A 15265-nucleotide genomic window follows, 5' to 3' on the forward strand; every position below is an offset into this window, starting at 1 on the left:
TAAAGGCGCACAGTTGTTTTTACTCCCACTCGATAGTTCCCGGCGGCTTGCTCGTCACGTCGAGGACTACGCGGTTCACGTCCGCAACCTCGTTGGTGATTCGAGTCGAGATGCGCTCGAGGGTCTCGTACGGCAGACGCGTCCAGTCCGCGGTCATCGCATCTTCACTCGAGACCGGACGCAGCACGATCGGATGACCGTACGTCCGGCCGTCACCCTGCACGCCCACGCTTCGGACGTCGGCAAGGAGAACGACCGGGCACTGCCAGATGGTTCCGTCCAAGCCTGCAGACGTAAGCTCTTCGCGCGCAATGGAATCTGCCTGACGCAAGATCTCGAGGCGATCGCGGGTGACCTCACCGATGATGCGGATACCGAGTCCGGGACCGGGGAACGGCTGGCGTCCGACGATCTCTTCGGGCAGGCCGAGTTCGCGGCCCACTGCACGGACCTCGTCCTTGAACAGCAGACGCAACGGTTCAACCAACTTGAACTGCAGGTCTTCCGGCAGCCCGCCGACATTGTGGTGGCTCTTGATGTTTGCAGTTCCCGTGCCGCCGCCCGACTCCACGACGTCCGGGTAGAGCGTGCCCTGGACGAGGAAGTCGACGGTCGCACCATGAGATGCGTTCTCGCCCAGAACATCACTGACTGCGCCTTCGAAGCTGCGGATGAACTCGCGGCCGATGATCTTGCGCTTGGTCTCGGGATCGGTGACGCCTGCCAGCTCACCGATGAAGGTGTCCGCGGCATCCACGGTGATCAGACGAGCGCCGGTTGCCGCGACAAAATCCTGCTCGACCTGCGTGCGCTCACCGGCTCGCATCAAACCGTGATCGACGAAGACGCATGTCAACCGGTCGCCGATTGCGCGCTGAACCAAAGCCGCAGCGACAGCGGAGTCGACGCCACCGGACAGACCACAGATGGCGTGTCCGTCTCCGACCTGCTCGCGAACCTGCTCGATCAGCGCATCGGCGATGTTCGACGCCGTCCACGCTGCCGGAATACCGGCAATCTCGTGCAGGAAGCGGCTCAGGACCTGCTGACCGTGCGGGGAATGCAGAACCTCAGGGTGGTACTGCACACCGGCGAGCTTGCGGGCGCGGTCCTCGAACGCCGCGACGGGAGCACCGTCGCTCGTCGCGGTCACCTCGAAGCCGGAAGGCGCTTCGGTGACGGCGTCACCGTGGCTCATCCATACCGGCTGCGTCGAGGGAAGACCGTCGTGGAGCAATCCGCCGGATACCGCGATGTCGGTACGGCCGTATTCGCGGGTACCGGTCTCGGCGACGGTGCCGCCCAGGGCGCCTGCCATTGCCTGGAATCCGTAGCAGATTCCGAAAACCGGAATGTCGTGATCGAACAGTGCGGGATCAAGCTTGGGAGCACCGTCTGCGTAAACACTCGAGGGCCCACCCGAGAGCACAACAGCCAAGGGGTTCTTGGCCACGATCTCCTCGACGGTCGTGGTGTGCGGAATCACCTCCGAGTAGACCTTGGCTTCGCGAACTCGCCGTGCGATCAACTGCGCGTACTGCGCCCCGAAGTCGACGACAAGAACTGGTCTCTGCTGCTCGATATCTGCCACAGGTGCAGTCTAATCGCCGCAGCCAGCGCTTCTGCGCATGCATGGACTCAGCCCGCTACTCGACCGAGCGAGCGCGAGGTACGTCACTACAAAGGCCGCCCCTCAGAACTGCGCAGCGACCTCGCGCGGATCTAGACCACCGTCCAGGTCAACGGCGCCCCAATCACCCGCACCTTAGCTTCGGCAATCAATTCGGCAGCATCATCGCAGGCCAGAGCCCGAAATGGACGAAGGGTGAATTTTCTGGACGTTTGACCGATTCGCCTCAACCAAACGTCCAGTAAAGGTAATCTCGCCCGTCAAGTGATCAGGATCACGATCGCAAACGGCCGGCGCCGCCGAACGGCGCTCACCTCGAGGAGGACCTGTGCGTCGATTCATACGACGACTCGCCATACCTGTCGCGGCTGTGACGGCTGCCGCCGGACTTCTAGTCCTCGGCACGCCGGCCACTGCTGACGAAGCCCCGCCGACCACTTTCACCGGCACGACCGACAACCTGATCTTCACGAAGAGTGTCATCGGGAACGCGGCAGTTCACCCAGGCGACACCGTCACGTACAAGACCGAGATCAAGCACAACGAAAGCGGCATCGAACGGTCGATCGCAAAGATCCGTGACATCCCGCCCGCAGGATTCGTCCTCGTGCCGGGCAGCGCCAAGGCCACCTACCTGGGGGTGACCAACCGGGCCACGATCAGCAACGAATCAGATGGCGGAGTCTCCGCGAAGTGCTCGAGCGGCTGCACCTTCCTGGTCGGTGGATTCGTCGTCAAGAAGAACCAACCCGTCACGCTGGAAGCGACCTACACGGTCCCCGTCGGCACAGCATTCGGGACGTACGACAGCGGCATGCTCTTCGACGTCAACGCCTTCAGCACACAGCAGGGTCTCAACCCGATCAACGTCAACGTCCAGGTAGTCGACCCGTCTGTCGCCACCGGAACCACACTGGTTGCACCGGCAACGGCGAAGGTCGGCACGCCGGTCGACCTGACCGCGACAGTTTCTCCGTCCGACGCGAGCGGCACCGTCCAGTTCAAGGACGGCGGCAACGACATCGGCTCGCCGGTCCCGGTCTCGGGCGGTAGCGCCACCCTCTCCCACACCTTCGACAGCGTCGGCGCCCACGACATCACCGCCGCGTACAACGCCGGTCCGGGATTCCACAGCTCGACCTCCGGAGTCCAGACCGTCGACGTCTCCGCGGACACCACCACCACGATCTCGGCCCCGAACGCCGCGCTGGTAGGTGACAGCATCACCGTGAGCGCTGTCGTCACACCGGCAAACGCCGTGGGCACGGTGCAGTTCAAAGACGGCGAGACCAACCTCGGCGCACCGGTGGCTGTAGTCAACGGGACGGCTTCCCTGACCCGCAGCTACGACGCTTCGGGCACCCACAGCTTCACCGCAGTGTTCACCGGCGAGGCCGGTTACGGCGATTCCGTCTCCACCGCAACCCAACTCGACGTCAGCGATCCCGACTGGGGAACCACGACCACAGTTGTCGAACCACTCACCGCTGTTGTCGGTGAACCGACCAACCTCTCGGCCACCGTCTCCCCCATCCCGAGCAGCGGAACCGTGACGTTCAAGGTCGACGGCGCCGAGGTCGGTACCGCACCGGTCGGCACGGGTGACGGCGTCGCGATCCTCCCGCACACCTTCGCATCAGCGGGCGCTGCAGCCGTGACGGCAGAGTTCTCCGGCGGAACCGGATTCATCGGCTCCACGTCCACGTCGTTCACGGTGAACGTGACCGATCCCGAACCCGCGCGCGCCGACACCACGACGTCTCTGACCGTCAGCGGCTCGGCTCAGGTCGGAAAGGCATTGCAGCTCAAGGCCACCGTCGCACCCGGAACAGCAAACGGAATGATCCAGTTCAAGTCCGGCACGACGCCCATCGGCGCACCCGTTGCCGTCGTCAACGGCGTCGCGACACTCACGCACACCTTCGACGACGAGGGAACGTTCGGCCTCACTGCCAACTTCGTCGGCGACGCCGGTTGGAAGAACTCCGTCTCCGGCCCGACCGTCGTGCAGGTCGGCACCGCACCGACCGACGGCGGCGGCACCGGAAGCGTGGACACCGGTTCGCTCAGCGGCCTCATCCCGCTCTTCGGAAGCTAGTCCCCCACATCAGCTTTGGACACCACTCCCGTACCCAGCTCAGGAGAATCCATGTTCGTGTACTCCAGACGTCGCATCGCGGCGCCGATCGCCGCCACGGCACTCGCCAGTGGCGTCATCCTCGCGGGAATCCCCGCATCAGCGGCCCCCGTGACAACAACCTTCGGCACGAGTTGCCTGGCAACCCCGTCCGCTGTCGCCGGTCCGACCACGCAGTCACAGTCCGGCTCGGTCATCGTCGACGCACCGGAATCCATCGGCGCCGGTGAAACCTTCGAAGTCACCATCCAACCCGGCCCGATCGCCTTTCCCGGCTCCGCTTCGGGGGCGACCGTCCAGAACGTCTCCCGCATCAAGGTCGACGTCGACGTTCCTGCGAACGCCACCCTGGTGGAAGCCACCATCGTCCCCGGCACTTCGGCGGGGCTCAGCGGTGTAGCGCCGAACATCCTGCGCGTCAACGAGAACGGCAACGTCGATCCCAACGGAACGATTCTGCGCCTCTCCGGAAACAACCAGGTCATCGGAAACAGCCCCAGCTCGAGCATCAACTCCGAGGGCGGCATCGTCGTCAAGGCGACCGGCAAGAACGTCGATGGTTCCAACAATGCCGACGGCTACACGCAGTTCCAGCTCCCCCAGGTCAAGGCAGTTCTCAAGGCCGGCGATTCAGGGGACGTCGCGATGAAGGTACGCACCGGCGGCAGCGCGGGAGCGTGGAACAACGATCGCAACTTCCTCACGTTCCTCCCCAAGGCCACCCTGGTCATCACCGCCTGGGCACCCACGCGATGCACCCCGCGTGACGCCGAGAACGGTCCGCTCAACAGCGGCGCAGGCCCCCTCGCCACGACGCGGATCATCGAGGCGGACAAGGCAACCACCACCACAGTCGTCGGACCGGCCAACGCCAAGAACGGAACTCCCGTCACCCTGTCAGCCAACGTGAGCGGCGGCGCAAACGGTGGAACCGTCCAGTTCTTCGACGGCGACAACCCACTCGAGGACGCCGTGCCGGTAACCGGAGGGTCGGCCAGCATCTCCCCGACCTTCACCGAGGACGGACCGCACTCCATCACCGCGAGCTACAGCGGAGCCCCCGGGTTCCTGGCGTCGACGTCGGCGTCGGCCAAGATCGTGACCGTCACGACCGATGCACCGCCGGACGCCGTGACCACTACCGCCACGGTGTCGCCGTCGACCGCGAAGGTCGGACAGGACGTCAACCTGACTGCCAAGGTCGATCCGCAGGGTACCGGCGGCACCGTCGATTTCATCGTCGACGGCACCGAAACGGTCAGTGCTCCGGTCGGAACCGACGGAGTTGCCGTCGCTCCGTACACCTTCACCTCGACCGGAACGCACAAGGTTGTCGCGAAGTTCACGGGCTCACCAGGATTCGCGCCGTCCGCTGCCCCGGCATTCCCGGTCAGTGTGACGACGCCGGCTCCGGCTGACGTCGAGACGACCACGGTTCTCGACGCTGTCGGAACTGTTCAGAAGAACACCCCGGTGACGCTCAAGGCAACGGTCGATCCGTCCGGCGCCACGGGCAAGGTCCAGTTCAAGGTCGGTGACACCCTCATCGGTGGACCGGTCGACGTGGTCAACGGTGTCGCAACGGTACCGGCCACCTTCTACAACTCCGGGACCTACAGTGTCACCGCCGAATTCGTGGGCGCTTCGGGCTACACGGCCTCCGCATCCGCGCCGCAGACTCTGACCGTCCCCGGCGATACGGACGGCGGGCCCGGAGGCGGGACGGGCAGCCTCGACCTCGGCACTCTGTTCGGGTCACTAGGAGGCTGACACTCTGAAACAGAGATGGGGCGTGTCGTCGAATCCTCGACGACACGCCCCATCTTCGTTCGCGGCGAACTATCCGGCTGCCGGCTCCGCCGGAACAGCGGTAGCTGTCTTGCCGCCGGTGATCTTCACGATCGGCAGGACCAGCGCGGCCGGAGCCGACGCCGGCACCACAGGCGACTTGGGTGCAATCGGAGCCAAACGCTCGTAGCCGCTGCCCTGGGCGGGACGCAGGTCGGTCTCCCCCTTGTTCGGCCACAGCGAGGCCGAGCGCTCGGCCTGAGCGGCAATGGTCAGCGACGGATTAACTCCGAGATTGGCCGAGACCGCTGCGCCGTCGACGACGCTGAGCGTCGGGTAGCCGTACACGCGGTGGTACGGATCGATGACGCCGTGATCGGAATCCGACGCGATAGCGCAACCGCCGAGGAAGTGCGCCGTCAGTGGAACGTTGAAGATCTCGCCCCACGTGCCGCCCGCGACGCCGTCGATCTTCTCGGCAACTCGACGCGTCGCCTCGTTGCCTTCCGGGATCCACGTCGGGTTCGGCTGACCGTGGCCCTGCTTGCTGGTGACCTTGCGTCGACCGAACAGGCCCTTCTTCGTGTACGTGGTGATGGAGTTGTCGAGGTTCTGCATGACCAACGCGATGATCGTGCGCTCACTCCAGTCCTTGACCGTCAACATGCGCAACATCTGGTACGGATTCTTCGCAACCACACCGAGGAACTTGATCCATCGGGGCGTCTTGCCGCCGCCGTCCGTCATCAAGGTCTGCAACAGGCCCATCGCGTTCGATCCCTTGCCGTAGCGGACCGGCTCGATGTGGGTGTCGCTGCTCGGGTGGAACGACGAGGTGATCGCCACTCCGCGGGTCAGGTCGAGTGCGGGATCGACCTTGTACTTTCCTGCGCCGACAATGGATTCGGAGTTCGTTCGAGTCAGCTCGCCGAGCTTGTCGGAGAGCTTGGGCAGCGCTCCGGTGTCCTTCATGTCGAAGAGCAGATGCTGAGTGCCCCACGTTCCGGCCGCGAGAATGACGTTCGCAGCCGTGTAGGTGCGGCGGTTCTTTCGTCCGAATGCACCGGTTCGCTCGGTGAACACGTCCCACGAACCGTCGCGAGCCTCACGAAGCCCGGACACGGTGGTCATCGGAATGATCTCGGCGCCGGCTGTCTCGGCAAGGCCCAGATAGTTCTTGAGGAGCGTGTTCTTCGCTCCGTGACGGCAGCCCGTCATGCACTCGCCACACTCGATGCAACCGGTGCGCTCGGGTCCGACGCCGCCGAAGTACGGGTCCTTCGCTTTCTTGCCCGGCTCACCGAAGTAGACGCCGACAGGGGTCTGGATGAACGTGTCGCCGACGCCCATGTCGTCGGCGACGGACTTCATGATCTCGTCAGCGGGCGTCATGTGCGGATTCTGCACGACGCCGAGCATCTTCTGAGCCTGCTCGTAGTACGGGGTGAGCTCGCTTCGCCAGTCAGTGATGTGCGCCCACTGCTTGTCCTGGAAGAACGGCTCCGGCGGCTGGTACAGCGTGTTGGCGTAGTTCAACGACCCGCCGCCGACGCCTGCGCCCGCGAGAATGAGGCAGTCGCGCAACAGGTGCACGCGCTGAATGCCGAAGCACCCCAGCTTCGGAGCCCAGAGGAACTTCTTGAGATCCCAACTGGTCTTCGCGAAATCTTCGTCGGCATACCGTCGGCCGGCTTCGATGACGCCGACCTTGTAGCCCTTCTCCACGAGACGAAGCGCGCTCACGCTTCCGCCGAACCCGGATCCGACGATCAGTACGTCGTAGTCCGTTGCCCGTTGCTTGCCCATCAGGACACCTCCACCGTGAACCGTAGTTACCCGCCAGTATGCACCTATCCCTTGTGACTACCACCACAAGGGGCCCCATAAGCGTAACCGCAAGTATCAGGAACGGGAGAAAGTCCTGCACAACGAACTGTGGCCCCGGTTCACGAAGAACCGGGGCCACAGAAAGGTACAAACTACGCGCGGACTGTCAGCCCGACCTTCTGGAACTCCTTGAGATCGGAGTATCCGGCCTTCGCCATCGACCGACGGAGACCACCGACGAAGTTCAGCGAACCGTACGGATCGTCCGAAGGGCCGCTCAGAACCTGGTCCAGACTCGGACGCTCACCATAGGAAACCGGAAGAAGTGCTCCACGCGGAACCGAAGGATGAGCCGCAGCGGACGGCCAGTACCAGCCACCACCCGGCGCCTCGGCGGACACGGCCAGCGGCGTGCCCAGAACGGCAGCGTCGGCACCGCAGGCGATGGCCTTCGCCAGATCACCCGAAGTTGCGATGTCACCGTCGGCGATGACGTGGACGTAGCGTCCACCCGTCTCGTCGAGGTAGTCGCGCCTGGCTGCTGCAGCATCGGCAATGGCCGTGGCCATCGGAACGCCGATGCCCAGGACCTCACCGGTGGTGGTTGCACCCTCGGTAGACCCGTACCCGACGATGACACCGGCAGCGCCGGTACGCATCAGGTGCAGCGCGGTGCGGTGGTCACTGACCCCACCCGCGACAACCGGAACGTCGAGTTCCGAGATGAACGTCTTGAGGTTGAGCGGTTCCTGCTCGGTGTGCACGACGTGCTCGGCCGAGATGATCGTGCCGTGGACGACCAGGAGGTCGATTCCCGCCTTGATCAGCTCCGGCGTCAGTGCGCGCGCATTCTGCGGGCTGACGCGAACGGCAGTGGTGACCCCCGAATCACGGACCTGCGCCACCGCAGCTGCCAGAAGACCGGCCTGCAGCGGAGCCGCATGCAGCTCCTGCAGGTAGCGGATGGCCGCGTCGACGCCACCGTCCTTCTCGGCGATCTCGACGAGACGCCGGAGCTTCTCCTCGACATCAGGGTGACGGCCCCACAGGCCTTCACCGTTGATGACACCGAGGCCGCCGCGCTTACCCAACTCGATCGCGAAAGTCGGCGAGACCAACGCGTCGGTGGGATGTGCGAGGACAGGAATGTCGAACCTGTAAGCGTCGAGCTGCCAAGCAGTCGACACCTCCTTCGACGAACGAGTTCGCCGGGAGGGAACGATGTTCACATCGTCCAACTCGTAGGTACGTCGGGCCGTTCGACCCATGCCGATCTCAACGAGGTCGCGCACGCGCGCCCCTTTCTCGTGTACTGGTTGCTAACGAGCGGTGTAGTTGGGTGCTTCGACAGTCATCGTGATGTCGTGCGGATGGCTTTCCTTCAAACCCGCCGCCGTGATCTGGACGAACTGAGCGTTCTGCAGGTGCTCGATCGTCGCCGACCCCGTGTATCCCATGGCAGCGCGCAGACCACCGGTGAGCTGGTGCGTCACCTGCGAGAGCGGGCCACGGAACGGGACACGTCCTTCGATGCCTTCCGGAACCAACTTGTCCTCGGAAAGCACGTCGTCCTGGAAGTACCGATCCTTGGAGTACGACTTGGCCTCGCCACGCGACTGCATCGCGCCGAGCGAACCCATTCCGCGGTAGCTCTTGAACTGCTTGCCGCCGACCAGAATCAGTTCGCCGGGCGATTCAGCGGTACCGGCCAGGAGTGAACCCAGCATGGCCGTCGACGCACCTGCGGCAAGAGCCTTCGCGATGTCACCGGAGAACTGGAGTCCACCGTCAGCGATGACGGGCACACCGAGAGGCTTGCACGCGGCAACCGCTTCCAGGATGGCCGTGACCTGAGGGGCACCGACACCGGCGATGACGCGGGTGGTGCAGATGGAACCAGGGCCGACTCCGACCTTGACGGCATCGACGCCGGCTTCGACCAGTGCCAGAGCACCCGCGCGCGTAGCGACGTTGCCACCGATGATCTGAACCCGCTCGCCCAGTTCACGCTTGAGCTTGGCGATCATGTCGAGAACGTTGGACGAATGCCCGTGCGCACTGTCCACCACGAGTACGTCCACACCGGCATCGGTGAGCGCCATCGCGCGCTGGAAGGCGTCATCGCCGGCACCGACTGCAGCGCCGACGAGCAGTCGACCGTCACGGTCCTTGGTGGCGTCGGGATGCTGCTCGGTCTTGACGAAGTCCTTGACCGTGATCAGACCGGTGAGCTTGCCGTTGCCGTCGACGATCGGCAGCTTCTCGATCTTGTGCCGACGAAGAAGGCCCAGTGCCACGTCAGCGGTGACGCCTTCCTGAGCGGTGATCAGGGGCATCTTGGTCATGATCTCCGCGACCGGGCGATTCTGGTCGACCTCGAAACGCATGTCCCGGTTGGTGACGATGCCAACCAGCTGGCCGGCGTCGTCGGTGACAGGCAGACCCGAGATGCGGAAACGAGCGCACTTCGCATCGACCTCACCCATCGTGTCGGTCGGCTTACACGTGACGGGATCGGTCACCATGCCGGCCTCGGAACGCTTGACCGTCTCGACCTGTCCTGCCTGGACCTCAACCGACGAGTTGCGGTGCAGAACACCCATGCCGCCGGCGCGTGCCATCGCAATTGCCATGCGCGACTCGGTGACGGTGTCCATCGCAGAACTGACCAACGGAATCCGCAGACGGATGTCGCGGGTCAGTTGACTGGACGTGTCGACCTGGCTCGGGATGACGTCGGACGCAGCCGGCAACAGCAGCACGTCGTCGTATGTCAGTCCCAGCATCGCGACCTTGTTGGGGTCGTCTCCTCCGGTGTGTACATGTCCTGCAGAACTACTCATGCGGTCAGGACCCTCCATGGACCTAGATTCGCCCAGGGCGACCGCTGTAGCAGCCGCCTCGAAACGGATTACGAAAGCTGGATATCGGATAGAAGGCGCCTGCACGGAAAGAAATTCCTGGCACCTTTTCCCGGCGTTGCACACCATGGTATCGGCTCACTCAAAGGTCCGAACCATCCCACCCACGCTGCGGGTACGCGTAACAAGTGGCGCTGACCCCCCTGACCTGCGTACCGTGGTGCTGTGCGTGATCAACTGCCCCCCGGTCTGCCGCCAGATCCCTTCGCCGGCGACCCAGCTGACCCCTCCGCGGCTCTCGATGCCATCGAGCCGGGCCAACCACTCGACCCCCACGAACGCCAAGCGGTCGAGGAGGATCTCGCTGACCTCGCTGTTTACGAGGCACTCCTCGCTCACCGCGGTATCCGCGGTCTCGTAGTCTGCTGCGAGGACTGCCAACAGGATCACTACCACGACTGGGACATGCTGCGCGCAAACCTGCTGCAGCTGCTCGTGGACGGAACCGTCCGCCCTCACGAGCCTGCCTACGACCCGATGCCTGAGGCATATGTCACGTGGGACTACTGCCGTGGATACGCCGACGCGTCGATGAACGAGGCGATGCACGGCGACGGTTTCGACAGCTGAGCGAAACCTCACCCAAGCTCGTACGAAAGTGGCCGACAAGCAATTGCTTGTCGGCCACTTTCGTTTGAATTCAGATCGGAACGGTGCGATCAGGGCGGGGGTGAAGAAGAATCACCCGACGGAGACGAGGCCGGCGCCAGAGGCGTCGTTGTCGTGGTTGTCGTCGTTGTTGTCGTGGTCGTTGCCGTGGGCGACGATGACGGTGTCGACGACGCCGCGCTTGGACCAGGCGCCTGCATGATTCCAGGATTGGGCGTTGTCGTCGTGGTCACACCCCCAGGCAGCTGAGGGTTCGCCGGATTGACGGAGATCCCCGGAATCGCCGTGGGAGACGTGGCAATCGAGGACTGCTGGTCGGTCGTCGACGGCGGCACTGCGGGTGACGTGGTCTCCTGGACCTGCGTCATCAACTTGCCCCAACGCTCGACGAGGTCGGTCTTGTCCTGCGAGTCCTTGACCGCATCGGCACGGTGAGCTGCGTTGTCCAGCACCATCTTTGCCGCAGGAATGTCTCCGGCAGCCAACAGCCGCTCGGCCTTTTCCAGCTCGGAAGTCGTGTCGATCTTCGCAACTGTCGAGTTGGCCTCGTCGGCGAAGACGACCTGCTTGACGCCCCACAGGGCATCGCCGGGCTGGGCGTCGTACGCCATCGCCGTCGCGCCACCGAAGACCACTGCTGCAACAGCTGCAGCGGCGGCGATCGGACGAACCACACGCAATCGAGAACGGGAACGTGAACGCTGACGATCGGAGAAGCCGGACGGCGTCGCTGTGATTGCAGCGATGACATCGTCCAATAACGGACCCTCGGGCATCGGAGTCGCAACGACATCGTCACGCCATTGCGAGAGGATCAACGCAAGTTCGTACTGTTCGGTGCTATCGGTTGCTACCGGCCCACCATTCGAAATGGATTCGATCAGCGCATCGTCACGCCGAACCGCAGCCAAATCCACTGGCGTACCGTCGTCGGCGAGATCACCGAGATTCGAAGCGTCATGCCCCTCGTCTCTAGCCAAAGCTCTCACCTGCTTTCGTCACTTCTTTTTTCAGTTTCGCGATCGCTCTGTGCTGAGCGACTCGTACAGCTCCGGCGGTACTACCGACGGCGACGGCCGTTTCCTCGGCCGACATCCCGACCACCAGGCGAAGTATCAAGATTTCTCGATGCTTCTCCGGAAGTGTGCCGAGAAGTTCGTGCATCTGTCTGCTGGACTCCGAATCGAGAGCTCGCTGTTCGGGACCATCATCCAGTGCTATTACATCCGGTACTTCGGAAACGGGCTCCGACTTGTTACGGGCGGAGCTTCGATGTGCGTCCGCAACCTTGTGCGCGGCAATTCCGTACACAAAGGCCATGAACGGGCGTCCCTGGTCCTGATATCGCGGCAGCGCGGTCATCACGGCCAGACAGACTTCCTGTGCGACGTCGTCAGCGGACAGGTGTCCTCTCTCGGCCGCACCCACTCGACCGCGGCAGTAGCGCACCACCATCGGTCGGATGTTCTCCAGAACCAAAGCTAGAGCTGTACGGTCGCCCTGCGCAGCAGCGGCGACCGCGGTGTCCAACTCATCGCTCGTATTTGTCATCGTCAGCGAAAATCCTGGCGTTACAGTGGCACCTCCCGAGCGGGTGTGCTCCCGCTCTCAGCGGAACCCTCTAAGAGTAACCATCCGGACCGACTGGTCTCCGCATACCTGCCCAGCAGTCGCGATATCGATACAGCTCCTTCTGGAATGTTCTCCGGAGACTTCGGTGGAGTGGTTACGACAAAGGTAGGAGTGATCCACCACGCATCGCAATCAGATCGCCGATCTCCCGGGCACTCGGTGAGGTTCTCTCCCCGCTGACACCTTCGATCAACAGAGACGACGCCCAGGCCAGGGGCAGCAGGCCGTATTGCCGGCACCGCGCGAACACATCTGCTGCCATCTTCACGGCTGCGCTCGCGTCTGTTCCGGTCAGCGCGGCGCTACGCAGCAGATCCGACTTCACGCGGTGCCGCACAGACTCCGATTCCGCTGACAATTCGACGGCGCGTTCTGCGTGTCTGCGGGCACGAGCGAAGTCGCCTCCCGCCAACGCCAATTCTGCGGAGACCCATTCGATCCGAATTTCCTGCCGCCACAGCCCGCCCTCGGCATCCAGACGCGCCCGACATTGCGCCAGCAGGCGCCAGCCGAGCGGGAGCCTGCCACAGCCGAGGGCGTCTGCGGCCAGACCGGTCAGAGCGTCACAGGCAGCCTCTGGATCACCTGGCAGGCCGCCGACGATCGCCAGTGCGCGCCCGTCCCACGTGGACGCGAGTGCATGGCGTCCGCTCTGGCGAAGAAACGACGCCCTCGTGCTGGCAGACAGAGAGGCAAGAACCCGATCCGAGTGCGTCGAGAACCCGGCCGTGAGCCGATCGAGGACATCCAATGCAGCCCGCGCTCTTGCGTAGTGGCCCTGACCACCCAGCACTACTGCCGTTGTCCACCAATCTCGGGTAGAGCAAGGCGCCGGGAGGCGGTCGAGATCCGGATCCGCACCGAACGCGGCAGACTCGAGGGACCCTGGAAGTGCAGTTGTTTCGTTGGGCACAGGTGATTGAGGGCGCGCAGGTGTCGACACAGGTTGATCATCGCAGCAGCACGAGCAGACATTCGCACGACCGGCGTCACACCAACGATGCCAAAAGTCGCACGAAACACGAAAAGGCAAGTTTGTCGGAGTTAATCAGATATTCAACTGAGATTTGCCAAATGTACTCGTAATGATATTTAACGGGCATATATCCGTGACGTTAACTGCGCATTACTTATTGGACGGATGTCCTAGTTGAAACTTGGGCACTAAGTCCCGAAATGGAGCGCAACCCCGCCCACGCAATATCGGACAAATGACGCAAACCGAGCCGAATGACCGAGTGATTTCGCCGGGCGATCAGCCTCGAACATATCCCTGATCTGTGGGTTTCGCATCTCGAGCTGCCAGGCTTGCCGGCCGCCACCTCGATCGACCCAATTTCGACATCGGCGCAGAACAACGCACGAGGGGCCCGAAATGTAAATATATACTTCGTTAACTCTCGCATTTCGATATATGCCGATCGCCACTGAACGAGCCTATTGACGCGATTTACTCAGCACCCTTACGGTTAGCAAGCGTGAACGATTCAGAAGGCCCGGATAACCTCCGGGCAACTTGGTCCGCTCGTTGATCAACGCGAGCTTGCAGTAAGGAGTCAACATGCCTGCACCGAATCACCTTCCAGGCCCCAACGCAGACATCTGGGACTGGCAGATGCACGGTCTGTGCCGCGGAGTCGACTCCTCCATGTTCTTCCATCCCGATGGCGAACGCGGTAGAGCACGTGCCCAGCGCGAAACCCGCGCAAAAGAGATGTGCCGTCAGTGCCCGGTCCTGATGCAGTGCCGCAGCCACGCGCTGACCGTCGCCGAGCCGTACGGCATCTGGGGAGGAATGTCGGAAACCGAACGTGAACTACACGCGCGCCACCGTCGCACCACCCGCATAGCTTCCTGATACACGTAGGTAGAGCGCACTAGGCCCCCGAGAGTTTTCGGGGGCTTTTGCGTGTGGACGGGACACCGTCGAAAAGAATTTCCGACACGACCCATCCGACCGACGCCTGCCTCCGAATGCCTTCTGACAGTGCACCTCAGCACATCCCTTCAGGAAGGCAGACCCATGAACACCTCTACTCGAGTTCTGGCAGTCACCGCAGCAGCCTCTTTCGCCGTCTTCGGCGTGGTCGGTTGCTCCTCCGACGACAACGATTCGTCGACCGACACGTCCAGCGCCGCCATGACGTCTTCTGCCATGGGATCGAGCATGTCTCCCAGCAGCGCGATGGCGGAGCCTGCTTCCGATCTGGTCGGTGCCGGTTGTGCCGACTATGCAGCTGCAGTGCCGAGCGGCGCCGGATCGGTCAGCGGAATGGCCCAGGATCCGGTTGCCACAGCGGCGTCCAACAATCCGTTGCTCACCACCTTGACCGCGGCGGTCTCCGGCCAGCTCAACCCGGACGTCAACCTGGTCGACACTCTCAACGGTGGCGAGTTCACCGTCTTCGCACCGATCGACTCGGCATTCGCCAAGATCGACCCCGCCACGATCGACAGCCTCAAGACGGACAGCGCCACGCTGACCAAGATCCTCACCTACCACGTGGTTCCCGGCCAGATCGCCCCTGACGCGATCGACGGAACTCACCCCACCGCCGAGGGCGGAACGGTTACCGTCACCGGATCCGGTGACAACATCAAGGTCAACGACGCAACTGTCGTCTGCGGTGGAGTCAAGACCGCAAACGCCACCGTCTACCTCATCGATTCGGTGCTGATGCCGCAGTAGTCCCCACCTGCTGTGCGCCTTTATCAACCCCC

Annotated in this window: 12 protein-coding genes; 5 read left to right on the forward strand and 7 right to left on the reverse strand. The window is 63.3% G+C overall.

Annotated features, from left to right (window positions below; all coding sequences use genetic code 11):
• Nucleotides 1-19: 19 nt before the first annotated feature.
• Nucleotides 20-1591, reverse strand: a complete 1572-nt coding sequence (gene guaA, locus ATN37_RS13775; protein WP_007727510.1) for a glutamine-hydrolyzing GMP synthase — start codon at nt 1589-1591, stop codon at nt 20-22.
• 367 nt (nt 1592-1958) lie between these two features.
• On the opposite strand from guaA, the gene ATN37_RS13780 reads away from it, so the two are divergent.
• A complete protein-coding gene (locus ATN37_RS13780) occupies nt 1959-3728 on the forward strand; it encodes an Ig-like domain-containing protein (RefSeq protein ID WP_063316691.1) in 1770 nt (589 codons plus the stop codon).
• Nucleotides 3729-3779: 51 nt separating this feature from the next.
• Nucleotides 3780-5537, forward strand: a complete 1758-nt coding sequence (locus tag ATN37_RS13785; RefSeq protein WP_003940813.1) for an Ig-like domain-containing protein — start codon at nt 3780-3782, stop codon at nt 5535-5537.
• Between the two features lie 69 nt (nt 5538-5606).
• Here ATN37_RS13785 and ATN37_RS13790 read toward each other — a convergent pair whose 3' ends face one another.
• The 3 genes from ATN37_RS13790 to guaB all read right to left on the reverse strand — a co-directional run bounded on the left by ATN37_RS13790 (nt 5607) and on the right by guaB (nt 10225).
• Nucleotides 5607-7361, reverse strand: coding sequence for a GMC oxidoreductase (locus tag ATN37_RS13790; protein ID WP_003940689.1), 1755 nt, complete (start codon nt 7359-7361; stop codon nt 5607-5609).
• A gap of 173 nt (nt 7362-7534) precedes the next feature.
• Nucleotides 7535-8674, reverse strand: coding sequence for a GuaB3 family IMP dehydrogenase-related protein (locus ATN37_RS13795; RefSeq protein WP_003940976.1), 1140 nt, complete (start codon nt 8672-8674; stop codon nt 7535-7537).
• Nucleotides 8675-8701: 27 nt separating this feature from the next.
• On the reverse strand, nt 8702-10225 hold the full coding sequence (gene guaB / locus ATN37_RS13800; RefSeq protein ID WP_003940903.1) for an IMP dehydrogenase: 1524 nt from the start codon (nt 10223-10225) through the stop codon (nt 8702-8704).
• A gap of 243 nt (nt 10226-10468) precedes the next feature.
• On the opposite strand from guaB, the gene ATN37_RS13805 reads away from it, so the two are divergent.
• Complete coding sequence (locus ATN37_RS13805; protein WP_003940777.1) at nt 10469-10873, forward strand: DUF5319 domain-containing protein; 405 nt, start codon at nt 10469-10471, stop codon at nt 10871-10873.
• Between the two features lie 89 nt (nt 10874-10962).
• Here ATN37_RS13805 and ATN37_RS13810 read toward each other — a convergent pair whose 3' ends face one another.
• The 3 genes from ATN37_RS13810 to ATN37_RS13820 form a co-directional block, all read right to left on the reverse strand.
• Nucleotides 10963-11892, reverse strand: coding sequence for an anti-sigma-D factor RsdA (locus ATN37_RS13810; protein ID WP_063836274.1), 930 nt, complete (start codon nt 11890-11892; stop codon nt 10963-10965).
• Nucleotides 11885-12463 (reverse strand): sigma-70 family RNA polymerase sigma factor, encoded by a 579-nt coding sequence (locus tag ATN37_RS13815; protein ID WP_003940953.1) that lies wholly within the window; start codon nt 12461-12463, stop codon nt 11885-11887. Before ATN37_RS13815 ends, ATN37_RS13810 begins: the two co-directional genes overlap by 8 nt.
• A gap of 175 nt (nt 12464-12638) precedes the next feature.
• A complete protein-coding gene (locus ATN37_RS13820; protein ID WP_003940892.1) occupies nt 12639-13337 on the reverse strand; it encodes a hypothetical protein in 699 nt (232 codons plus the stop codon).
• 768 nt (nt 13338-14105) lie between these two features.
• Between ATN37_RS13820 and ATN37_RS13825 the strand changes: the two genes are divergently transcribed.
• Together ATN37_RS13825 and ATN37_RS13830 are read left to right on the forward strand one after the other, a co-directional pair.
• Complete coding sequence (locus ATN37_RS13825; protein WP_003940939.1) at nt 14106-14402, forward strand: WhiB family transcriptional regulator; 297 nt, start codon at nt 14106-14108, stop codon at nt 14400-14402.
• Between the two features lie 165 nt (nt 14403-14567).
• Nucleotides 14568-15233 carry a fasciclin domain-containing protein gene (locus ATN37_RS13830; RefSeq protein ID WP_007728616.1) on the forward strand — a complete coding sequence of 222 codons (666 nt, stop codon included), beginning with the start codon at nt 14568-14570 and terminating at the stop codon, nt 15231-15233.
• Nucleotides 15234-15265 lie beyond the last annotated feature (32 nt).

Origin of the sequence: Rhodococcus sp. MH15 (assembly GCF_019266045.1) — a bacterium.
Classification (GTDB): Bacteria; Actinomycetota; Actinomycetes; order Mycobacteriales; family Mycobacteriaceae; genus Rhodococcus_F; species Rhodococcus_F qingshengii.

Coding starts and splice junctions, on each gene's coding strand:
- ATN37_RS13785 (WP_003940813.1), top strand. CDS start 3,780: ATGTTCGTGTACTCCAGACGTCGCATCGCGGCGCCGATCGCCGCCACG.
- ATN37_RS13790 (WP_003940689.1), bottom strand. CDS start 7,361: ATGGGCAAGCAACGGGCAACGGACTACGACGTACTGATCGTCGGATCC.
- guaB (WP_003940903.1), bottom strand. CDS start 10,225: ATGAGTAGTTCTGCAGGACATGTACACACCGGAGGAGACGACCCCAAC.
- ATN37_RS13815 (WP_003940953.1), bottom strand. CDS start 12,463: ATGACAAATACGAGCGATGAGTTGGACACCGCGGTCGCCGCTGCTGCG.
- ATN37_RS13825 (WP_003940939.1), top strand. CDS start 14,106: ATGCCTGCACCGAATCACCTTCCAGGCCCCAACGCAGACATCTGGGAC.
- ATN37_RS13830 (WP_007728616.1), top strand. CDS start 14,568: ATGAACACCTCTACTCGAGTTCTGGCAGTCACCGCAGCAGCCTCTTTC.